At 52.8% G+C, this 21,424-nt stretch carries 18 protein-coding genes; 10 read left to right on the plus strand and 8 right to left on the minus strand.

Annotated features, from left to right (window positions below):
• The first annotated feature begins 78 nt into the window (after window positions 1–78).
• On the plus strand, window positions 79–2,292 hold the full coding sequence (locus tag ACLJTG_RS17160; protein ID WP_000773648.1) for a sensor domain-containing phosphodiesterase: 2,214 nt from the start codon (window positions 79–81) through the stop codon (window positions 2,290–2,292).
• Between the two features lie 35 nt (window positions 2,293–2,327).
• On the opposite strand, the gene ppx is transcribed toward ACLJTG_RS17160, so the two are convergent.
• The 4 genes from ppx to purM all read right to left on the minus strand — a co-directional run bounded on the left by ppx (window position 2,328) and on the right by purM (window position 7,804).
• Window positions 2,328–3,869, minus strand: a complete 1,542-nt coding sequence (gene ppx, locus ACLJTG_RS17165; protein ID WP_001123330.1) for an exopolyphosphatase — start codon at window positions 3,867–3,869, stop codon at window positions 2,328–2,330.
• A gap of 4 nt (window positions 3,870–3,873) precedes the next feature.
• Window positions 3,874–5,940, minus strand: coding sequence for a polyphosphate kinase 1 (gene ppk1, locus ACLJTG_RS17170; RefSeq protein WP_000529555.1), 2,067 nt, complete (start codon window positions 5,938–5,940; stop codon window positions 3,874–3,876).
• Window positions 5,941–6,128: 188 nt separating this feature from the next.
• Window positions 6,129–6,767, minus strand: a complete 639-nt coding sequence (gene purN / locus ACLJTG_RS17175; RefSeq protein ID WP_001028589.1) for a phosphoribosylglycinamide formyltransferase — start codon at window positions 6,765–6,767, stop codon at window positions 6,129–6,131.
• Window positions 6,767–7,804, minus strand: a complete 1,038-nt coding sequence (gene purM, locus ACLJTG_RS17180) for a phosphoribosylformylglycinamidine cyclo-ligase (protein ID WP_000130475.1) — start codon at window positions 7,802–7,804, stop codon at window positions 6,767–6,769. Before purM ends, purN begins: the two co-directional genes overlap by 1 nt.
• Before the next feature lie 412 nt (window positions 7,805–8,216).
• Here purM and upp point away from each other — a divergent pair, with 412 nt between their 5' ends.
• The 3 genes from upp to ACLJTG_RS17195 all read left to right on the plus strand — a co-directional run bounded on the left by upp (window position 8,217) and on the right by ACLJTG_RS17195 (window position 11,016).
• Window positions 8,217–8,843, plus strand: a complete 627-nt coding sequence (gene upp, locus ACLJTG_RS17185) for a uracil phosphoribosyltransferase (RefSeq protein ID WP_000706208.1) — start codon at window positions 8,217–8,219, stop codon at window positions 8,841–8,843.
• 87 nt (window positions 8,844–8,930) lie between these two features.
• On the plus strand, window positions 8,931–10,220 hold the full coding sequence (gene uraA / locus ACLJTG_RS17190; protein ID WP_000198335.1) for a uracil permease: 1,290 nt from the start codon (window positions 8,931–8,933) through the stop codon (window positions 10,218–10,220).
• Window positions 10,221–10,314: 94 nt separating this feature from the next.
• Window positions 10,315–11,016 carry a DnaA inactivator Hda gene (locus ACLJTG_RS17195; RefSeq protein WP_061835882.1) on the plus strand — a complete coding sequence of 234 codons (702 nt, stop codon included), beginning with the start codon at window positions 10,315–10,317 and terminating at the stop codon, window positions 11,014–11,016.
• Between the two features lie 26 nt (window positions 11,017–11,042).
• Here the strand turns inward: ACLJTG_RS17195 and arsC are convergent, their stop codons facing one another.
• Window positions 11,043–11,402, minus strand: coding sequence for an arsenate reductase (glutaredoxin) (gene arsC, locus ACLJTG_RS17200; protein WP_262958435.1), 360 nt, complete (start codon window positions 11,400–11,402; stop codon window positions 11,043–11,045).
• Between the two features lie 39 nt (window positions 11,403–11,441).
• Window positions 11,442–12,905: a beta-barrel assembly-enhancing protease gene (gene bepA / locus ACLJTG_RS17205; RefSeq protein WP_000489630.1), complete on the minus strand. Its 1,464-nt coding sequence runs from the start codon at window positions 12,903–12,905 to the stop codon at window positions 11,442–11,444.
• 207 nt (window positions 12,906–13,112) lie between these two features.
• Between bepA and ACLJTG_RS17210 the strand changes: the two genes are divergently transcribed.
• From ACLJTG_RS17210 to ACLJTG_RS17225, 4 genes are all read left to right on the plus strand, one after another.
• The gene (locus ACLJTG_RS17210; RefSeq protein ID WP_000892056.1) at window positions 13,113–14,180 is read left to right on the plus strand and encodes an AI-2E family transporter; all 1,068 of its coding nucleotides are present in this window, start codon (window positions 13,113–13,115) and stop codon (window positions 14,178–14,180) included.
• A gap of 276 nt (window positions 14,181–14,456) precedes the next feature.
• Window positions 14,457–15,644: a sugar diacid recognition domain-containing protein gene (locus ACLJTG_RS17215; RefSeq protein WP_001533732.1), complete on the plus strand. Its 1,188-nt coding sequence runs from the start codon at window positions 14,457–14,459 to the stop codon at window positions 15,642–15,644.
• Window positions 15,645–15,711: 67 nt separating this feature from the next.
• Window positions 15,712–16,980 (plus strand): GntP family permease, encoded by a 1,269-nt coding sequence (locus tag ACLJTG_RS17220; protein ID WP_000200859.1) that lies wholly within the window; start codon window positions 15,712–15,714, stop codon window positions 16,978–16,980.
• 5 nt (window positions 16,981–16,985) lie between these two features.
• Window positions 16,986–18,125, plus strand: a complete 1,140-nt coding sequence (locus ACLJTG_RS17225) for a glycerate kinase (RefSeq protein ID WP_000706368.1) — start codon at window positions 16,986–16,988, stop codon at window positions 18,123–18,125.
• Between the two features lie 46 nt (window positions 18,126–18,171).
• Here ACLJTG_RS17225 and bcp read toward each other — a convergent pair whose 3' ends face one another.
• Together bcp and ACLJTG_RS17235 are read right to left on the minus strand one after the other, a co-directional pair.
• On the minus strand, window positions 18,172–18,642 hold the full coding sequence (gene bcp, locus ACLJTG_RS17230) for a thioredoxin-dependent thiol peroxidase (RefSeq protein ID WP_001068686.1): 471 nt from the start codon (window positions 18,640–18,642) through the stop codon (window positions 18,172–18,174).
• A complete protein-coding gene (locus tag ACLJTG_RS17235) occupies window positions 18,642–19,214 on the minus strand; it encodes a glycine cleavage system transcriptional repressor (protein WP_000189061.1) in 573 nt (190 codons plus the stop codon). The genes bcp and ACLJTG_RS17235 overlap by 1 nt, the downstream gene beginning before the upstream one ends.
• Window positions 19,215–19,359: 145 nt before the next feature.
• Here ACLJTG_RS17235 and dapA point away from each other — a divergent pair, with 145 nt between their 5' ends.
• Both dapA and bamC read left to right on the plus strand, forming a co-directional pair.
• Entirely contained in the window at window positions 19,360–20,238 is an 879-nt protein-coding gene (gene dapA, locus ACLJTG_RS17240) for a 4-hydroxy-tetrahydrodipicolinate synthase (RefSeq protein ID WP_198898331.1), read from the plus strand.
• 16 nt (window positions 20,239–20,254) lie between these two features.
• Window positions 20,255–21,289 carry an outer membrane protein assembly factor BamC gene (gene bamC, locus ACLJTG_RS17245; RefSeq protein ID WP_000331877.1) on the plus strand — a complete coding sequence of 345 codons (1,035 nt, stop codon included), beginning with the start codon at window positions 20,255–20,257 and terminating at the stop codon, window positions 21,287–21,289.
• Window positions 21,290–21,424: the final 135 nt, after the last annotated feature.

Below are 21,424 nucleotides of genomic sequence, written 5' to 3' on the forward strand. Positions count from 1 at the left end.
CGCATCATCAATTTAAAGTCAGGTGGGATGCCTGTCTGTTAACGCCCCTTTGGGATTGGGGGGTTCTGCTGAGCATCTATGAAACTAAATAAAACTTATATAAATATCAGAGATAAATGGTGGGGACTACCGCTCATTCTCCCTTCGATTTTACTGCCTGTTTTAAGTAGCGCAAATACTTATGCGCTTACCAGCACTGGAAATGTGGTTCTTTTTTACCTGCCGTTAGCTTTTATGCTTAGCCTGATGCTCTTTTTCGGCTGGGCAGCACTGCCGGGCATTGTGCTTGCTATCTTCTGGCGCAGATACCCGCAGACAGGGCTGTATGAAACCCTTTCCGTGACGATGCACTTTATCATTACTATCGTGCTAAGCTGGGGCGGCTATCGTGTCTTTTCCCCCCGGCGAAACAATGTTTCCCACGGCGACGCCCACCTGCTGTTTCAACGAATATTCTGGCAGGTATTTTGTTCTGCAACATTATTTCTTGTCATCTACCAGTTTGCCGCTTTTGTTGGCATGTACGAAAGCAAAGCCAGCCTGATGGGGGTAATGCCCTTTAATATCAACACGCTGATTAATTACCAGGCGTTACTGGTCGGTAACCTTGTCGGCGTGCCATTGTGCTATTTTATTATTCGTACTCTCCGCAATCCGCTGCACCTGCGGGGGTATTATCAGCAATTAAAGCTACAGATTGATAGTAAGGCCACTAAAAAAGAGATCGTTATTTGGCTGGCCGTATTGACTACACTAATGTTTATACTGTGTATGCCATTGACTGATAATAGCTCAATATTTAGTACTAACTATACACTTTCGTTATTATTGCCGGTCATGCTGTGGGGCGCGATGCGCTATGGCTATAAGTTTATTTCAATTATCTGGGCCGTCGTGTTAATTACGTCGATTCATTATTATCAGCGTTATATGCCCTGGTATTCAGGTTATGATACGCAATTAGCGATTACCTCTTCGAGCTATCTGGTTTTTTCTTTTATTGTTAATTATATGTCTGTACTGGCCACGCGTCAGCGCGTAGTGAGTGGTCGCGCACGGCGGCTGGCCTATCTTGACCCGGTTGTACATCTTCCCAATTTACGTGCGTTAAACCGCGCGCTCCAAAATGCGCCCTGGTCTACGATCTGTTTTTTACACGTGCCGGGCCTGGAGCTATTGGGTAAAAATTATGGCGTCATGTTACGCATCCAGTATAAGCAAAAGCTCTCTCACTGGATTACGCCGATGCTGGCCTCAAATGAGTGCGTCTACCAGATGTCAGGGCACGACCTGGTGCTGCGTCTTAATACAGAGTCGCATCAGCAGCGTATTGAAGCGCTGGATAAACATATTAAGCAGTTTCGGTTTATCTGGGACGGACTGCCGCTACAGCCGCCTGTCGGCGTGAGCTACTGCTGCGTGCGTTCTCCGGTTAGCCACCTTTATCTGCTGTTGGGCGAATTAAGCACCAGTTCCGATCTTTCGTTGACGACTAACGCGCCGGAGGATTTACAGCGGCGCGGCGCAATGCACCTGCAGCGCGATTTGAAGGGCAGAATTGCGATGATGAATCGGCTGCAACAGGCGTTGGAGCACGATCATTTTTTCCTGATGGCGCAGCCTATTTTCGGCGTTCGTGGGGACGTTTACCATGAAATTTTACTGCGACTCAGGGATGACAACGGCGACGTTATCAACCCGGACAATTTTTTACCCGTGGCGCATGAGTTTGGTTTGTCTTCCGCTATCGATCTCTGGGTGATTGAAAACACGCTGCGGTTTATGGCGGCCAGCCGGGAATATATGCCCGCGCATCGTTTTGCCATTAATCTGTCGCCAACATCGGTATGCCGCGCTCGTTTCCCTGCAGAAGTTAAGCAGTTGCTTACGCAATATCAGGTTGAACCCTGGCAACTGGTTTTTGAGGTAACGGAAAGCAACTCTCTCACCAATGCTGAGCAGGCGCAGTTGACGCTGGGACAGCTACAGCAGTTTGGCTGTCAGATAGCGATTGATGATTTCGGTACTGGCTACGCCAGCTATGCGCGGCTGAAAAACGTTGACGCCGATATTCTTAAAATTGATGGCAGTTTTATTCGCAATATAGTGTCAAACAGTCTCGATTATCAGATTGTGGCTTCTATTTGTCATTTAGCGCGAATGAAAAATATGCAGGTCGTCGCGGAGTATGTCGAGAGCGAAGAAATACGAAGCGTCGTGCTCTCGTTGGGGATCGACTATCTTCAGGGATATTTAATTGGCGAGCCGCAGCTATTATCTGAGATTCAGTAAAGACAGACGCCGCGGCGCGGCGTCTGGCTCACAATTTACGCGGCGATCTCCGGCGAGCTTTCTTCCTCAATATTGAGACGCCAGCCAGTTACAGCTTCCCAGTACTGCTGTTCTTTTTCCAGATCAAGCAGTACCAGCGCATTCTGGCTGAACCAGTCATGCGGAAAACATAACGTCCAGTGGCTGTCATCGGTCGTTAGTCGCAGCGTTGGCGGCGTAGTGGTCGCCTGCCGCTGGTTGTTCAGTAATACGCCCAGCCGAAGTAGCTGAATTAACGGCAGATACTGTTTTTTCTTAAACAGCGTAAAGCGGGGCATATCATCCAGTTTTATGGCTTTACGATGGTAACGCACCAGCGTCGCCATCATCATTTGCTGCTCCTGATTAAAGCCGGGCAAATCGCTGTGTTGCAGAATATAAGCCGAATGGCGATGTAAACCGCTGTGATTAATATTCAGTCCAACCTCATGCAGCATTGCCGCCCAGCGAAGCAACGCTTCAAGCTGCGGATGCGCCAGTTTTGGCTGCTGGGCCTGCCACTGCTCGTACATCTGCATGGTGGTTTCCAGCACGCGTCTGGCCTGTTCTCTGTCAATGTTGTATTGATTGGCCAGACTTTTTGCGGTACGGCTGCGAACATCCTGATGGCGGAAGCGGCCTTCCATTTCATACAGTACGCCTTCGCGCAATGCGCCGTCGGAAAGGCGAAGCTCGCGGATAGCCAGAGCATCAAAAACGCCGCACAGAATCGCCAGGCCCGGCACAAAGACCGCTTTTCGTTCTTCAGACAGACCCGGCAGGCTGAGCGCATTAAAGGAGCGGTGCTTCAACACTTCTGACTTCAGTTTATCGAGGCGCTCCGGCGTAATGAAGCCATCTTTCTCACCCAGCGCCAGGAGAACTTCATGAGCGGCCTTAATCGTACCGGAAGCGCCCATCGCTACGTTCCAACCCTGAATACGATACTGCCAGGTTAAGGTTTCCAGTTTTTGCGCCGCCGCCATTCGGGCGCGCTGGAAGTTTTCTTTATTGATAACGCCGCCGGGAAAGTAGAGCTGCGCGAAGCTCACGCAGCCCATACGACGGCTTTCAACCAGCCTGGGTTCGAAGTTTTCGCCAATGACCAGCTCTGTTGACCCGCCGCCGATATCGATCACCAGCTTGCGGCCTTTTTCCGGCTGCGTATGTTCTACGCCCATAAAAATCAGGCGCGCTTCTTCGTTACCGGAAATAATCTCTATCGGGTAGGGAATAACCTTTTCCGCGCGTTTGAGAAAATCAGCGGCATTTTGCGCCTGACGTAACGTATGGGTGCCTACGATACAGACGCTGGAAGGGGAGAAACCTTGTAAGCGTTCAGCAAACAGCGACAGACAGCTAAGCCCCCGTTCCATGGCTTCTTCGCTGAGTTTATTATCTGCGCCCAGCCCGTCCGCCAGATGGACGCGCTGTTTTAAACGCCCGATAATCTGCATTGCGCCGTCAACCACGCGGGCAATGACCATATGAAAGCTGTTTGAGCCGAGATCGACCGCAGCGAACTCCTGCGGACGAGGGGATTTATCGTAAATTGGCATAGCGTTAGTCTGGTTGCTCGAGTGATTTGATGTAGTCATAAATTGCCAGCTGCGCCTGGACTTTACGGCGATTGCCGCGCGGTACGTAGCGGTTGCTGAGTTCTTTATCGATAAAACGCGCTTTTACCGTGTCGCTAAACAGAATGTCAATGATATCCAGGACGCGCTGTTTAAGCCGCGGGTCGAGGATAGGCGTAGCGACTTCGATACGGTAGTCAATATTACGCGTCATCCAGTCAGCTGAAGAGAGCCAAACTTGCTTATCACCGCCGTTTTCGAAAATATAAACCCGATCGTGTTCCAGATAGCGATCCACAATGCTAATCGCACGAATATTATCGCTAATGCCTTCCAGTTGCGGAATAAGAGAACACATACCGCGCACCAGCAGATTGACCTGGACGCCCGAACCCGACGCGGCGTATAGCCTGTCGACCAACCCTTTATCGACCAGGTTGTTAAGCTTTAAGGTAATCCCTGACGGTAAGCCTTGTTGGGCATTGGCGATTTCACGATCGATCATCTCATACAGCAGACGCCGTGAGTTTTGTGGAGAAACCATCAAATAATCGAAAGTGACCGGGCGATAGGGGTTTTCAATAAAATTAAAGACCCGACGCACTTCATTGGTAATGCGCGCATCGGCGGTCAGCAGCGAATAATCGGTATACAGCCGCGCTGTTTTTTCGTTGAAGTTACCGGTGCCGATATGCGCATAACGCACCACGTCATCGCCCTCTTTTCGTGAGATGAGGAAGAGTTTGGCGTGAATTTTTAGCCCGGGCGCAGAGAAAATAACATGGACGCCCGCTTCGGTTAACCGCTTGGCCCAGTGAATATTTGCCTCTTCATCGAAGCGCGCCTGCAACTCCACCACCACGGTGACTTTTTTGCCGTTATGGGCGGCATGGATCATCGAGTCAATAATGCGCGAGTCTTTCGCTACGCGATAAATATTGATTTTGATCGCCAGCACGCTTGGGTCAAACGACGCCTGACGCAGCAGTTCCAGCACATGTTCAAAGGTGTGATAAGGATAATAGAGCAGCACATCACGTTCACGAATCGCGTCGAAACCGTTACGAAACTTCTCTTTATCAAACCAAAGATGGCGTAACCGCGGTAACGGTTTATTGACCAGGTTGGCTTTACCGACATTCGGAAAATTAATAAAGTCTTTAAAATTGTGGTAGCGCCCGCCGGGTACGATTGAGTCATACCGGGAGATCGTCAGTTTTTCCCGCAGTACGTCGACCAGCGCGGCGGGCATATCGCGTTGATAGACAAAGCGCACAGGCTCAGCGGTCAGGCGCTGCTTCAGGCTGGAAGACATCAGCTCCATCAGACTGGATTCCATCTCATGCACCAGGTCATATTCGGCATCGCGGGTCATTTTCATCGAATAGGCATTAAGCGCGTCATAGTCGAAGAACCCTTTAAAAATGTCATCCAGGCAGTAGCGCAGAATATTATCCAGCAGGATCATCGGCTTGCGTCTGCGCGGTGTCTCCGGCGGCAGATTAACGAAGCGTGGGACTTTGTCGGACGGTATCTCCAGCAGCGCATAGTTGATGGTGTCGCCGCGGATAATCTCCACCGCCAGATAGGTGTAATCATCTTTTAAAAACTGAACAAGATCCGTCTCCCGGTTAATAAGAATCGGGGTAATATGCTGGCGCAAATAGTGCTTAAAATAGTGGCGCAACCAGCTTTGTTGGTTCACCGAGAGCTGACGCTCGTTGATCAGAAAGATTTGATTACGCGCCATTTCCAGCAGTAATTCGTTGTACAGGCCGTCGAACTCCTGGTCTGCTTTCAACACGCGGGACTGAATTTTGCCTAACAAATGGCGTGAATGAGAATTTGAACCCTGCTCTTCGCTGATAATAATGCGTCGTTTCAGTTCGGCGAAACGCACTTTGTAGAACTCGTCGAGGTTATTAGAATAGATTCCCAGGAACCGCATCCGCTCAATCAACGGGTTGGATTTATCCGCCGCTTCCTGTAACACGCGTTCGTTAAATGCTAACCAGCTCAGCTCTTTCTCGATATATAGCTTTTCCTGACCCATTACTACCTATACTCCGTTTTATTCACGGGACACTGCCTGATAATTATGGCGAGCATTACGCGTTAATGTCCAACTGCGCCAGAAAAATATGACAATAAACTGATAGCATAAAGGAAGGGAAAAGAGTAGGCCGGATAGGCATTTATGCCGCCATCCGGCAAGCAGACGCAGTCCTGTCCGATGACATATTATTCGTCAGACGCATAACCTTGCGGCGGCAGACGACGCCCGTCCAGCCAGGCGGCGTTATCGCGCATCTTTAGACGCCCCTGCGCAAACCAGCTAATCACCAGCGGATAAATCGCATGTTCCTGAGTCTGTACGCGTGCGGTGATATCATCTTCGCTGTCGTCGGCAAAAACCGGCACCTTCGCCTGGAGAATGACCGGGCCGCCGTCGAGTTCGTCTGTCACGAAATGTACCGAAGTACCGTGCTCCTCATCGCCGTTTTCCAGCGCCTGGCGATGGGTATGCAACCCCGGATATTTTGGCAGCAGGGAAGGGTGAATGTTCAGCAGACGCCCGTAGTAATGCGCGACAAACATCGGACTCAGAATACGCATAAAACCGGCCAGCACGACCACATCAGGCGCATACGCGTCTATCTTGCGAATCAACTCGCGATCGAAGGCGTCGCGGCTGTCAAACCGATCGGCAGTCAGCGCTTGCGCCGGAATACCGGCTTCTCTGGCGCGTTCAAGGCCGAACGCGTCGGCCTTATTGCTGAATACTGCCCTGAGGGTGCCTTTAATTTTCTTCGCTTCGCAGGCATCGATAATCGCCTGTAAATTGCTTCCATTGCCGGAAATCAGCACCACAATATTCATTATTCAATAACCACACGCTGTTCGGAATCAGAGGCTTTGATGATACCGATTTTCCATGCGTTTTCACCTTTCTCGTTTAGCAGAGCAAGCGCTTTGTCCGCTTCCGGAGCGGAGAGCGCAATCACCATGCCGACGCCGCAGTTAAAGGTACGGTACATTTCATGTCGGCTGACATTACCGGCGGTTTGCAGCCAGGTAAAGATGGCGGGCCACTGCCAGGACGACTCATTAATTACCGCCTGGGTATTCTCCGGCAGAACGCGCGGAATATTTTCCCAAAAGCCGCCGCCGGTGAGGTGGGCGATAGCGTGTACATCGATGTTTTCAATCAGTTCCAGAACCGATTTTACGTAGATACGGGTCGGTTCAAGCAGATGATCGGCCAGCGGCTTCCCTTCCAGCAGAGTGGTTTGTGGGTCGCAGCCGCTAACGTCAATAATTTTCCGCACCAGCGAATATCCATTCGAATGTGGGCCGCTGGAGCCGAGCGCAATCAGCACGTCGCCTTCGGCAACCCGGGAGCCGTCGATGATTTCTGATTTTTCGACTACGCCGACGCAGAAACCCGCCACATCGTAATCTTCGCCGTGATACATGCCCGGCATTTCCGCCGTCTCGCCGCCGACCAGCGCGCAGCCGGATTGCAGGCAGCCTTCGGCAATACCGTTGATCACGCTGGCGGCGGTATCGACATCCAGTTTACCCGTGGCATAGTAATCGAGGAAAAACAGCGGTTCCGCGCCCTGAACGACCAGATCGTTTACGCACATTGCCACCAGATCAATACCGATAGCGTCGTGGCGCTTTAAGTCCATCGCCAGGCGAAGTTTGGTGCCTACGCCGTCAGTGCCGGAAACCAGTACCGGTTCACGATATTTTTGCGGCAACGCGCACAGCGCACCGAAACCGCCCAGACCGCCCATAACCTCCGGGCGGCGAGTTTTCTTCACTACGCCTTTGATTCGATCAACCAGAGCGTTACCCGCATCAATATCGACGCCGGCATCTTTATAGCTAAGAGAGGTCTTATCGGTCACTGCCTGGTTCCCCACGTTTTTTCTTGCGGTAAAAGTTAAATTCGGCGCAATTCTAACAGGGAAAGCAAACGTTTGCGAGCGTGGTCTGCGCCCTGGATATCCGGACGATTTTTTTGGCATGGTTTCGGTCGCTGCTTGAAAATTTCCCTGTTGGTAAAAAAGAAAAGGATATCCAGCACTTGGTTTACGACAGGTGGTCGGGACAGGTCATTCACCCTTAAAATTGCTAATATTCAAACGGTTGTTAGCCTTTATCGCCTGTTTCAACGTGAGTGATTTATACTCACTTTTCCGCTATCAGCGCTTTTGGTTGATCCAGGTCAAGCATACATTGTGTTGCGTCAGAGAGGAAAAGCGGTATAATCCGGCGATTTTTTTGTGGTTGCCAGTCATCTGAGGATAGGAGAAGAGTATGAAGATCGTGGAAGTCAAACACCCACTCGTCAAACACAAGCTGGGTCTGATGCGTGAAAACGACATTAGCACTAAACGCTTTCGTGAACTCGCCTCAGAAGTAGGCAGCCTGCTGACGTATGAAGCGACAGCCGACCTGGAAACGGAAAAAGTCACCATCGAAGGCTGGAATGGCCCGGTGGAAATCGACCAGATCAAAGGTAAAAAAATTACCGTTGTGCCGATTCTGCGCGCGGGTCTGGGCATGATGGAAGGCGTTCTGGAAAATGTACCGAGCGCGCGTATCAGCGTAGTCGGGATGTACCGTAACGAAGAGACGCTTGAGCCAGTACCTTATTTCCAGAAACTGGTATCGAACATTGATGAGCGCATGGCGCTGATCGTCGACCCGATGCTGGCGACCGGCGGTTCTGTCATCGCGACCATCGACCTGCTGAAAAAAGCAGGCTGTAGCAGCATTAAGGTGCTGGTGCTGGTCGCCGCGCCGGAAGGCATTGCGGCGCTGGAAAAAGCGCACCCGGACGTTGAACTGTACACCGCCTCTATCGATCAGGGGCTTAACGAGCACGGATACATTATTCCGGGGCTTGGCGATGCCGGCGATAAGATTTTTGGTACCAAATAAGTGAATAAATAATTAAAAGCCGACTTTAAGAGTCGGCTTTTTTTTGAATAAAACCACTCATAACAAACACACTTAGAGGAAAACACTATGACGCGCCGTGCTATCGGGGTGAGTGAAAGACCGCCGCTTTTACAGACAATCCCGCTTAGTTTACAGCACCTTTTCGCCATGTTTGGCGCGACCGTGCTGGTGCCAGTTCTGTTTCATATCAATCCCGCGACGGTGCTGCTGTTTAACGGTATCGGAACGTTGCTGTATCTCTTTATCTGCAAAGGTAAAATTCCTGCCTACCTTGGATCGAGCTTTGCCTTTATTTCCCCGGTATTACTGTTGTTGCCGCTGGGTTATGAAGTGGCGCTGGGCGGTTTTATTATGTGCGGCGTGTTGTTCTGTCTGGTCTCTTTCATCGTTAAAAAAGCGGGCACCGGCTGGCTGGATGTGATGTTCCCGCCTGCGGCAATGGGCGCAATCGTTGCCGTCATCGGTCTGGAGCTGGCTGGCGTCGCGGCGGGGATGGCCGGATTACTGCCTGCGCAAGGGCAGTCGCCGGACACGAAAACAATTATTATCTCCATGGTCACGCTGGCGGTGACGGTGTTCGGCTCCGTACTGTTTCGCGGTTTCCTGGCGATCATTCCGATTTTGATCGGCGTGCTGGCGGGCTATGCGCTGTCATTCGCGCTGGGGGTGGTCGATACCACGCCGATTGCCCAGGCACACTGGTTTGCGCTGCCGACCTTCTATACGCCGCGTTTTGAATGGTTCGCGATCCTGACGATTCTGCCCGCGGCGTTGGTCGTGATCGCCGAGCATGTCGGTCATCTGGTGGTGACGGCGAATATCGTCAAAAAAGATTTAGTGCGCGATCCCGGTTTGCACCGCTCGATGTTCGCTAACGGACTGTCGACGATCATTTCCGGTTTCTTCGGCTCCACGCCGAATACCACCTATGGGGAAAATATTGGCGTCATGGCGATCACCCGCGTTTACAGTACCTGGGTTATCGGCGGCGCGGCGATTTTCGCCATTCTGCTTTCCTGCGTCGGCAAACTGGCGGCGGCGATTCAGATTATCCCGTTACCCGTGATGGGCGGCGTCTCGCTGCTGTTGTACGGCGTCATCGGCGCGTCGGGGATTCGCGTCTTGATCGAATCGAAAGTCGACTACAATAAAGCGCAAAACCTGATCCTCACCTCGGTGATTTTGATCATCGGCGTGAGCGGCGCGAAAGTGCATATCGGCGCGGCAGAATTGAAAGGGATGGCGCTGGCGACCATCGTCGGGATTTGCCTGAGCCTGATTTTTAAACTGATTAGCCTGTTGCGTCCGGAAGAAGTGGTACTGGAGGCAAATGATGCGGAGCCCCCGCATCAGTAACGGGTTGCCGGGCAGCGATGCTGCCCGGTTCTATCTCACGGGAATTATGTGGTAAACTCAGCGCGATTTTATGTCATCCTGGGTTGAGGTATCTCTGAACACACCGGCACAGCTCTCTTTGCCACTTTATCTTCCTGACGACGAAACTTTCGCAAGTTTCTGGCCGGGGGATAACGCCTCTCTACTGGCCGCGTTACAAAACGTGTTGCGCCAGGAACATAGTGGATATATCTACCTTTGGGCGCGTGAAGGCGCGGGCCGCAGCCATTTACTGCACGCCGCCTGTGCTGAACTGTCGCAGCGTGGAGATGCGGTAGGCTACGTCCCGCTCGATAAACGCACCTGGTTTGTGCCGGAAGTGCTCGACGGTATGGAACACCTCTCGCTGGTGTGTATTGATAACATTGAGTGTGTCGCTGGCGATGAACTGTGGGAGATGGCGATCTTTGATCTCTATAACCGCATTCTGGAGTCCGGTAAGACGCGGTTATTGATCACCGGCGATCGTCCGCCAAGACAGTTAAATCTGGGCTTGCCCGATCTCGCTTCCCGTCTGGACTGGGGGCAAATCTATAAACTCCAGCCTCTTTCCGATGAAGACAAACTTCAGGCGCTACAGTTGCGCGCCCGGTTACGGGGGTTTGAACTGCCGGAAGATGTCGGGCGGTTTTTACTCAAACGTCTTGATCGCGAAATGCGCACGCTGTTTATGACGCTGGATCAGCTCGATCATGCGTCGATCACTGCCCAGCGAAAACTGACGATCCCGTTTGTCAAAGAGATTCTGAAACTGTAATACGCCGCGACGGCGGCGTTCAACGGTTAACCGAGGATGTCCAACACCTGCTCAGGCGGTCGGCCAATGCGCGCCTGACCATTTGCCACCACAATGGGGCGCTCCATCAGTTTAGGGTGTTCAACCAGCGCCTGGATTAACGCCTCTTCACTCAGCTGGCTATCCGCCAGGTGAAGCGTTTTATAGAGATCTTCTTTCTGGCGCATCAGTTCGCGCGCGCTGGACATGCCCAACATACGCAGCAGTTCCCGCACGGTGGCGGCATCGGCGGGCGTATCCAGATAAAGCACCACTTCCGGTTCCACGCCGTTAGATTTCAGCAGGTTCAGCGTGTCGCGGCTCTTCGAGCAGCGCGGGTTATGGTAGATTTTAATCATGTCGGTCATGAGTTCTCCTTGTGACGCCATCCGGCTAATAAACGGCGATTACATTTTCGTGTATGGCTTGAAGCGTTCCTGTAACTGGCGCAACTGGTCGATACGCGCATCGTAACGCGCCTGTTGCTGGCTACCCAGTTTTGCCTGGGCGCTGGCGCTACTGAGCAGTGAAATTGCCTGATCCAGTCGTCCCGCCAGCGCATAACTTTCAGCGCGCGCCGCCAGCTCCTGATCGCGGTTGTTCAGCGCGGCTTCGGCCTGAGCAAGCAGATCCCAGCCGTTACCGTCATCTTTATGGCTAAAGGTGTAGCGATTCAGAATGGTTTCCGCCGCTTTCGGCTGGCCTCCCTGGAGGTACGCATTGGCGAGGTTTAACTGCAGCACAGGATTAACGCGCAGATCGCGGGCATTTTTCAGGCGATTAATCGCGTCGTTGGCTCTTTTCTGCCCGAGGTCAATATCGGTGGCGAGGTCAAGATACCAGGCATTATTCGGTTCCGCGCTTAATAGCGGCTGCAACGTTTTGCGCGCTTCATCGTACTTGCTCGCTTCCATCGCCTGCAACGCCCGGCCATATTGCGCCGCATGTTGCTGACGCACGTTGCCTTTAGACCACTGATCCAGCAGGTCGCTGGTGAGCTGGTTACGTCCGGAATTGTACATTCCCAGGGCGCGCGCTTTGGCGAAATAAAAGTCGGCGGAAGATTGCACCACGACCGGGCGCATCTGGTTGGCACGGTTGCGGGCATCTGCAAGGCGGCTTTCCGGTAAGGGGTGAGTGAGCAAAATTTCAGGCGGGCGCGTGGAGTAACGCGCCTGGTCGAGCAGTTTTTCGAGGAAAGAGGGCATCGCCTGTGGGTCAAATCCGGCGCGTTGCAGTACCTGAATACCAATACGGTCGGCTTCTTGCTCATTTTGCTGGGTGAAACTTATCATTCCCTGGCGCGTTCCCGCCAGAGTACCGGTTAGCGCCGCCATACCGGCCTGTGGGCTGGCCATGGCCAGCAAAATGGAACCCAGCGCGCCCACCCAGGTAAGCGGCGCGCTGCGCTTTTGATCTTCCATCGCGCGCGCCAGGTGGCGCTGCGTCACGTGGGAGATTTCATGCGCCATGACTGAAGCTAGCTGGCTTTCGTTATCCGCGTAGCGAAAAAGCGCCGAGTGCAGCACCACATTGCCGCCAAAGAACGCGAAGGCGTTGATTTCGTCATTATTGATCAAGAAAAAATGGAAGGGCGTTTTGACGGAGTCGGCGTGCGAGACCAGACGCATACCCAGCGCGTTAATGTATTGCACCAGCAGCGGATCGTTGATTAACGGCGCGCTGCCGCGTAGCTGGCGCACATAAAAGTCGCCCATTTGCATCTCTTGTCCAATAGAAAGCGTGCTTCCTGCCGAGGTTCCCATATCGGGCAGCGTGTCGGCAGGGTCGGCAAATGCGGGCGCGACCTGACCGAGAGCCAATGCTGCAATGAGGGTTGCCACCAGGTTTTTTTTCAACTGCCTGAACATAACCTCTATCCTGTTGTTTTGAGATAGCCCTTTGACCAACGTCGTGAAATATCGTTCCACGCTCCGACACTTCATAAGTGTAACTGTGATGAGCACAGACTCACTATTTTAGTTTCCTGAATCAACGATAAAAAGCGAAGTCTTTTTTGTGACATTTCGATACAATTCGGCATCACAATCCCGCAGTTGAGTTCTGGGAAGGGTTTTATGCTCGAAATGTTAATGCAATGGTATCGCCGTCGCTTCAGCGACCCGGAGGCGATTGCCTTGCTGGTCATTCTGGTGGCTGGTTTTAGCATCCTCTTTTTCTTTAGCGGCCTGTTAGCGCCGCTGCTGGTCGCTATCGTACTGGCCTACCTGCTGGAGTGGCCGACGGCGCGCCTGCAGGCGATTGGCTGTTCCCGGCGCTGGGCAGCCTCCATTGTCCTTATCCTTTTTGTCGGCATTCTGTTATTAATGGCGTTTGTGGTGATGCCGATTGCCTGGCAGCAGGGTATTTACCTGATTCGTGATATGCCCGGTATGCTGAATAAACTGTCCGATTTCGCCGCGACCTTGCCGCGACGCTATCCGGCGCTGATGGATGCGGGCATTATTGATGCGATGGCGGAAAACATGCGTACCCGGATGCTTAACATGGGCGATTCGGTGGTGAAGTATTCGCTGGCTTCGTTAGTCGGGCTACTGACGCTGGCGGTATATCTGGTGCTGGTGCCGCTGATGGTCTTTTTCCTGGTAAAAGATAAAGAGCAGATGCTGAATGCCGTGCGCCGCGTGCTGCCGCGTAATCGCGGGCTGGCGGGGCAGGTGTGGAATGAGATGAATCAGCAGATCACCAACTATATCCGCGGAAAAGTGCTGGAGATGGTGGTGGTGGGCGTAGCGACCTGGCTGGGCTTTTTGCTGTTTGGCCTCAATTATTCGCTACTGCTGGCGGTACTGGTGGGCTTTTCGGTCCTGATCCCCTATATCGGCGCCTTTGTGGTGACAATTCCGGTGGTGGGCGTCGCGCTGTTTCAGTTTGGCCTGGGGACGGAATTCTGGAGCTGTTTTGCCGTTTATCTGATTATTCAGGCGCTGGATGGCAATTTGCTGGTACCGGTACTTTTCTCCGAAGCGGTGAATTTGCATCCGCTGGTGATTATTCTGTCAGTGGTGATTTTCGGCGGTCTATGGGGTTTCTGGGGAGTGTTTTTCGCCATTCCATTGGCGACGCTGATTAAAGCCGTTGTCCATGCCTGGCCGGATGGTCAGGTGACGGATGCCTCATCCTGAGCGGTCTGTACAAAAGTTGTAAAGCGTGAACGACATCATAGTGCCCTGCCGCCATTTTGCGCACGCCTGATGAGGGACAAGCGCTTAGAAAGCCGCTCTTTTTTTTAATGCCGCACCGTGTTGCGGCATTTTTATTGTCGGAACCTACAAAATTCTCGCTGTAAAGCCGCCAAAATTTGGTGACTTAGCCTAAGCATTCTTCTGAGAAATTCGTTAATAAGTGACATCATTGATGCGAGATTGTTTTTTTAATGTGAAGCGATAACGAAACAGGGAATGAGTGTGTTGAGAAAACATTACTTGAAAGGGTATACCGCGCGGCAAATTGTACAGCGAGCCATGAAAATTATTCCTTACTCGGTAAACGTCATGGATGAGCATGGCGTCATTATCGCGTCTGGCGAACCTTCGCGGCTTCGCCAGCGTCACGAAGGGGCCATTCTGGCGCTGAAGGAAAACCGTATTGTAGAAATTGATTCCGCTACCGCCAATCAGCTTAAAGGCGTGCGATCCGGCATTAATCTTCCCATCTCTTTTCATGAACAGCTTATCGGCGTGGTCGGCATTACCGGCGAGCCGGAGGAGGTTCGCGCGTATGCCGAGCTGGTTAAAATGGCGGCGGAGCTGGTGATCGAGCATATGGTGCTGATCGAACAGCGACAATGGGATAAACGCTATCGCGAAGAGCTGATCAACCAATTGATTTTGCGAGAAAATTCAACAGAGTCGTTGCGCTCCATGGCGGCCTATCTGGGTATTGATCTGGCGGTTCCCAGAGTGGTGCTGATTATTGAACTTTCCCAGCCGGATCGCGAAGCGCTGCGCAATGTAATGGATTATTTCGAGAATCACGCGCGTAACCATTTGGTGACGTTTACCGAATTTAATGAATTAATCATTATTAAGCCTATCACGTTAAAAGAGGGAAAGTGGAATACCCGCCAGGAAATGGGCGAATTGCAGATTTTTAAATCATGGGCTGCATCATCGGGCTTTAGCCGTATTTTGGTTGGGGGCTATTTTGCCGGCGAGACGGGATTGCACCGATCTTTGCTCACAGCGAGAGCCACGCAGGCGATGGCGAAAAGACAAAAGCTGCGCAGCCAGTACATTTTTTATCATGACCACGCGCTTCCCGCGCTGCTAAGCGGGCTGTCTGAAAGTTGGCAAGTGCAGGAGTTATCGCGTCTGTGGCTGCAACTGGCGCAACATGACGCGAAAGGCGTATTGCAACAGACGCTGCGGACTTGGTTTGAACATAATTGTGACCTGACGCAAACGGCCAAAGCATTGCATATTCATGTGAATACATTGCGCTATCGCTTACAGCGCTGTGAGGATATTACGCACATAAAAATCAACGAGTTAAAAAGTACGCTTTGGCTTTATATCGGTATGGAGCTCCAGGCCGAATCTGTACCGTCCGACAAGTTACCGCTGCCAGGTCGAATCGAAATTTGTTGAAAGCTCCAGCGGATTTTTAGGCGGGTTTTTCCATACTGCGCGCTCCATGTTAAAGGAGGCGCAGTATATGACGTCGATATCCACCCTGGGAGCTATTGCCGCATTGGTTGTGGCCATCGTATTAATTTTAAGAAAAGTGTCGCCAGCCTACGGCATGATGGCGGGCGCGCTGGTCGGCGGTTTGATTGGCGGCGCCGATCTTCTGCAAACCGTGTCGCTGATGGTGTCAGGCGCGCAGGGCATCGTTAATGCCGTATTGCGTATTCTGGCCGCAGGCGTACTGGCGGGCGTATTAATTGAGTCCGGGGCGGCGAATACGATTGCTGAGACGATTGTCCGCAAAGTGGGGGAAACCCGGGCATTATTGGCATTAGCCATTGCCACACTATGTTTGACCGCCGTCGGCGTATTTATTGATGTGGCGGTGATTACCGTCGCGCCGATTGCGCTGTCGATTGCGCGTAATGCAGGCCTGTCAAAAAGCGCTATTCTGCTGGCGATGGTTGGCGGCGGCAAAGCGGGTAACGTGATGTCACCCAACCCGAACGCTATTGCCGCCTCTGATGCGTTTCATGTTCCTCTTACCTCTATTATGCTGGCGGGCGTGGTTCCGGGCATCGTTGGGCTTATTATCGCCTATCTGTTAGCGAAACGGCTGAATAATAAAGGCGCGGGCGTCGCCGATCATGAAGTGACTCACCATGATGACTCCGTCGCCAGACCCGGCTTTCTGGTGGCGATTAGCGCGCCGCTGGTCGCTATTTTCCTGCTTTCTCTCCGTCCGTTTGCCGGCATTTCCATTGACCCGTTAATTGCCCTGCCCGTAGGGGGATTGGTCGGTCTGCTGTTGATGGGACGCGCGCGCCACTGTAACCAGTACATGGTCGCCGGTCTGATGCGTATGGCGCCTGTCGCTATTATGTTGCTGGGAACCGGTACGCTGGCCGGCATTATCGCTAATTCCGAACTTAAAGATGTCCTGATTCATGGCCTCACCGCTTCGGGATTGCCGTCCTGGCTGTTGGCGCCCGTGTCTGGCGCCATGATGTCAATGGCGACGGCCTCAACCACGGCGGGAACGGCGGTGGCGTCCGGCGTTTTCTCTCCCACGTTACTTGAACTTGGCGTTTCCGCCCTGGCGGGAGCCGCTATGATCCATGCGGGCGCCACGGTGCTGGACCATCTGCCGCACGGCAGCTTTTTCCACGCGACGGGCGGCAGCGTCAATATGCAAATTCATGAACGTTTAAAGCTAATGCCGTATGAAACGCTGGTGGGGTTAGCCATTACCTTTATTTCTACTCTGATGTTCGGTTTCTTTGGTTTTGCAGGATAATCCCTATGAAAATTGTTATTGCTCCTGATTCATTTAAAGAAAGTTTGTCCGCAATGGCGGTCGCTGAGGCGATAGAAAAGGGGTTCCGCGAAATTTATCCTGACGCCGACTACATTAAAGTGCCCATGGCGGATGGCGGGGAAGGAACCGTACAATCAATGGTGGAGGCCAGCGGCGGGCGTTATGTTGACCAGTGGGTACAAGGCCCGCTTGGGCAACCGGTGGCCGCGCGCTGGGGAATGCTGGGCGATAGCGATACCGCCGTGATTGAAATGGCGGCGGCATCCGGACTGCATCACGTTTCGCCTGAATTGCGCAACCCGCTTAATACCACCAGCTACGGCACCGGCGAGTTAATCGTCGCGGCGCTGGAGCGTGGCGTAAAGCGTATTATTCTGGGAATTGGCGGCAGTGCGACGAATGACGGCGGCGCGGGGATGATGCAGGCGCTTGGCGTTATATTGCGCGATAAACAGGGGCGCTCGCTTTCTCCGGGCGGCGAGGCGCTGGCGGCGCTGGCGTCTATCGATTTGTCCGGTTGTCACCCATTGCTGCGTAAGGTATCGATAACCGTGGCGTGTGATGTCAACAATCCGTTGTGTGGTCCCCAGGGCGCATCGGCCATCTTTGGCCCACAAAAAGGGGCGACAGCGGAAATGGTGAACACCCTGGACGCGGCGCTGGAAAACTGGGGCCGACATATTTATCAGGCTACGGGGCGTGAGGTGATTAATGCTCCCGGCGCGGGCGCGGCAGGTGGAATGGGCGCCGCGCTTTTAGGATTGCTCAATGCGGAATTACGCGCCGGCGTAGAGATTGTCGTGGAAACGCTACAGCTTGAGCAGGCGGTTAAAGATGCCGATCTGGTGATTACCGGAGAAGGGCGGCTGGACAGCCAAAGTATTTGCGGCAAGACGCCGATTGGCGTCGCCAGAGTGGCGAAGCGGTATCATAAACCGGTTATCGCGCTCGCCGGTGGGCTGCAGCACGATCATCACGTTGTGTATCAGCAGGGTATCGATGCGGCGTTGTCGATTTTGTCGCATATCGTTACGCTGCCGGAAGCCTTACACGAGGCGGAATATAACCTGAGCCTGTCGGCGCGCAATGTGGCGGCGATATGGCGTCTGGCGCGGCAAGCCTGACGGCGCATTCCCTTTCCAGGCCGCACATCAGCGCGGCCTGAGGCTTTTACGCGTTTTCTTTCAGCCAGTTCAGCACCACATCATGGTGATTGCTGGTTTTAAAATCATTAAAGACGTGTTCAATCTTACCATCAGCGTCAATCAAAAAGCTGATGCGGTGAATGCCGTCATACGTTTTGCCCATAAACGACTTTTCGCCCCAGACGCCGAACTGTTCACACACCTGATGGTTTTCATCGGACAAAAGGGTAAAGTTCAGCAGCTCTTTTTCAGCGAAACGGGAGAGTTTTTCAGGTTTATCGGTGCTGATGCCCAGCACGTCCACGCCTGCTTTTTTGAGCTCGTCCATGTTATCGCGTAAGCCGCAGGCCTGCACGGTACAGCCGGGTGTCATGGCTTTTGGGTAGAAATAAACCAGAACGCGCTGTCCCTGGAAGTCGGTCAAATTTACTTGTTCCCCGTCTTGATCCGGCAAGCTAAATTTCGGTGCGATATCACCGGCTTTCAGTGGATTCATTACTTAACTCCATCCTGTTCATCATGTTGTGAGTAATTGACGACGTTTATACTGCCTTGCGCATTGAGTTCTGTACATAGTGCTTTAAAGGCTTGCTCAATATTTGCGGAATTTTGCGACGCCGGGCTATGTGCGGTGATTTGAATAAATAATTGCGCAGCTTTATCACCTTCAGCCGGCTGTGTGCGGGAGACCAGCTCCGCAATATTCATTTCATGACTATTAAACAGCGCGGTGAATCGCTCAATTAAATGCGGGGAGTCGGCGACCTCAACCTGAACCCATACCGTCGCGGGCATTGCCGGGCGGGGGCGGTCGGACGTCCGTTTCATCACAATTAGCAGATCCAGCTCCGCGCCTTTTAACGGCAATGTCGATTCAATCAAGGTAATCGCGTTCCACGTGCCGGACAACAGCATAATAAACGTGAATTCATCGCCCAGCATCGCCAGTCGGCTGTCTTCGATATTACAGCCGCAACTGCTGACATGGCGAGTAATGGTATTCACAATACCGGGCCTGTCGGCGCCCAGCGCAGTGATAACCAAATAGTGTTGTGATGACGGTGTCAAACCAGTTATTCCTTTGAGCGGTGAGGTAATCTTAAGGAAACCATAAAAAAAACCTGCATACAACAATCAGAACGGCTTTGGTCGCTTGCTTTTATTGCCATACCAAACGTACCATTGAGGGACTTGTTTGCACAGAGGATGGCCCATGTTCACGGGAAGTATTGTCGCGCTTGTTACGCCGATGGATGAGAAAGGTAACGTCAGTAGGTCTTGCCTGAAAAAACTCATTGATTATCATGTCGTCAACGGTACCTCGGCGATTGTTTCGGTTGGCACTACCGGCGAGTCTGCCACGCTAAGCCATGATGAACATGGCGATGTCGTGATGATGACGCTGGAACTGGCTGACGGACGTATTCCGGTTATCGCCGGCACGGGCGCAAACGCGACCGCGGAAGCGATTAGCCTGACGCAGCGTTTTAACGATAGCGGCATTGTTGGCTGCCTGACGGTAACGCCGTACTACAATCGCCCCACGCAGGAAGGTTTGTTCCAGCATTTCAAAGCCATCGCGGAACACACTGACTTGCCGCAAATTCTGTATAATGTGCCGTCCCGTACCGGTTGCGACATGTTGCCGGAAACCGTGGGTCGTCTGGCGGAAATAAAAAATATTATCGCTATCAAAGAGGCGACAGGGAACTTAACCCGCGTTCACCAGATCAAAGAGCTGGTTTCAGACGATTTTATTCTGCTTAGCGGTGATGACGCGTCTGCGCTGGACTTTATGCAACTGGGTGGTCATGGCGTGATTTCCGTTACGGCTAACGTAGCGGCGCGCGATATGGCTGACATGTGCAAACTGGCGGCGGAAGGGCAATTTGCCGAGGCGCGCGCTATCAACCAGCGTCTGATGCCGTTACACAACAAACTATTTGTCGAACCCAATCCTATCCCGGTGAAATGGGCATGTAAGGCATTGGGTCTTGTGGCGACCAACACGCTGCGCCTGCCAATGACGCCTATCACAGACCATGGTCGTGACATCGTCAAAGCAGCGCTTCAGCATGCTGGCCTGCTGTAAAGTTTAGGGAGATTTGATGGCTTACTCAGTACAAAAGTCGCGCCTGGCGAAGGTTGCGGGTGTTTCGCTTGTTTTGCTGCTCGCTGCCTGTAGTTCCGATTCGCGCTACAAGCGCCAGGTAAGCGGCGATGAATCCTATCTGGATGCTGCGCCGCTTGCTGAACTTCACGCCCCGGCAGGAATGATCCTGCCGATAACGACCGGCGACTACGTTATTCCGGTCACGAAGGGGAGCGGCGCGGTTGGTAAGGCGTTGGATATCCGTCCGCCAGCGCAGCCGTTAGCGTTAGTGAGCGGCGCGCGTACCCAGTTCTCTGGCGATACCGCTACGCTATTGGTGGAAAATGGTCGTAGCAGCACGCTGTGGCCGCAAGTCGTCAGCGTGATTCAGGCGAAAAATTATCCGATTGAAAAACGTGATGATGCCAGCCAGACCCTGACGACCGATTGGGTGAACTGGAACCGCCTGGATGAAGACGAACAGTATCGTGGACGTTATCAAATCTCGGTGAAGCCGCAGGGCTATCAACAGGCGGTAACGGTAAAACTGGTTAATCTGGAACAGGCTGGCAAGCCGGTCGCTGATGCGGCGTCGCTGCAGCGCTATAGCACGGAAATGATGAACGTCATTTCCGCCGGTCTGGATAAGACCGCTACGGATGCGGCAAATGCCGCGCAGAACCGTTCCGCCGCAACGATGGATGTGCAGAGCGCCGCTGATGATACCGGTTTACCTATGCTGGTCGTTCGCGGCCCGTTCAACCTCGTGTGGCAGCGCCTCCCGGCCGCGCTGGAAAAAGTGGGCATGAAAGTCACCGACAGCACTCGCTCTCAGGGCAGCATGGCGGTAACGTACAAACCATTGTCTGACAGCGACTGGCGGGATCTGGGCGCTAGCGACCCGGGACTGGCATCCGGAGACTATAAATTGCAGGTCGGCGATTTAGATAACCGCAGCAGCTTGCAGTTTATCGATCCTAAGGGGCATACTCTGACGCAAAGCCAGAACGACGCGCTGGTTGCCGTCTTCCAGGCAGCGTTCAACAAGTAATTTAACAGGGCTGGAGTAATCCGGCCCTTTTTTCTGATAAGATACGCAAACGTGTGCGTCGGTACAAAAACGCGATTTAACCGCTATTTCGCACCACAATTACAGGCCGACGTCTCCGGCAGGCGTAGCAGGAAA

Origin of the sequence: Salmonella sp. SAL00672 (assembly GCF_046552175.1) — a bacterium.
GTDB classification, from domain to species: domain Bacteria; phylum Pseudomonadota; class Gammaproteobacteria; order Enterobacterales; family Enterobacteriaceae; genus Salmonella; species Salmonella enterica.

Coding starts and splice junctions, on each gene's coding strand:
- ACLJTG_RS17160 (WP_000773648.1), top strand. CDS start 79: ATGAAACTAAATAAAACTTATATAAATATCAGAGATAAATGGTGGGGA.
- upp (WP_000706208.1), top strand. CDS start 8,217: ATGAAGATCGTGGAAGTCAAACACCCACTCGTCAAACACAAGCTGGGT.
- bepA (WP_000489630.1), bottom strand. CDS start 12,905: ATGTTCAGGCAGTTGAAAAAAAACCTGGTGGCAACCCTCATTGCAGCA.
- ACLJTG_RS17215 (WP_001533732.1), top strand. CDS start 14,457: ATGAGTGTGTTGAGAAAACATTACTTGAAAGGGTATACCGCGCGGCAA.
- ACLJTG_RS17210 (WP_000892056.1), top strand. CDS start 13,113: ATGCTCGAAATGTTAATGCAATGGTATCGCCGTCGCTTCAGCGACCCG.
- dapA (WP_198898331.1), top strand. CDS start 19,360: ATGTTCACGGGAAGTATTGTCGCGCTTGTTACGCCGATGGATGAGAAA.
- ppx (WP_001123330.1), bottom strand. CDS start 3,869: ATGCCAATTTACGATAAATCCCCTCGTCCGCAGGAGTTCGCTGCGGTC.
- ppk1 (WP_000529555.1), bottom strand. CDS start 5,940: ATGGGTCAGGAAAAGCTATATATCGAGAAAGAGCTGAGCTGGTTAGCA.
- bcp (WP_001068686.1), bottom strand. CDS start 18,642: ATGAATCCACTGAAAGCCGGTGATATCGCACCGAAATTTAGCTTGCCG.
- ACLJTG_RS17220 (WP_000200859.1), top strand. CDS start 15,712: ATGACGTCGATATCCACCCTGGGAGCTATTGCCGCATTGGTTGTGGCC.
- arsC (WP_262958435.1), bottom strand. CDS start 11,402: ATGACCGACATGATTAAAATCTACCATAACCCGCGCTGCTCGAAGAGC.
- bamC (WP_000331877.1), top strand. CDS start 20,255: ATGGCTTACTCAGTACAAAAGTCGCGCCTGGCGAAGGTTGCGGGTGTT.
- uraA (WP_000198335.1), top strand. CDS start 8,931: ATGACGCGCCGTGCTATCGGGGTGAGTGAAAGACCGCCGCTTTTACAG.
- ACLJTG_RS17225 (WP_000706368.1), top strand. CDS start 16,986: ATGAAAATTGTTATTGCTCCTGATTCATTTAAAGAAAGTTTGTCCGCA.
- purN (WP_001028589.1), bottom strand. CDS start 6,767: ATGAATATTGTGGTGCTGATTTCCGGCAATGGAAGCAATTTACAGGCG.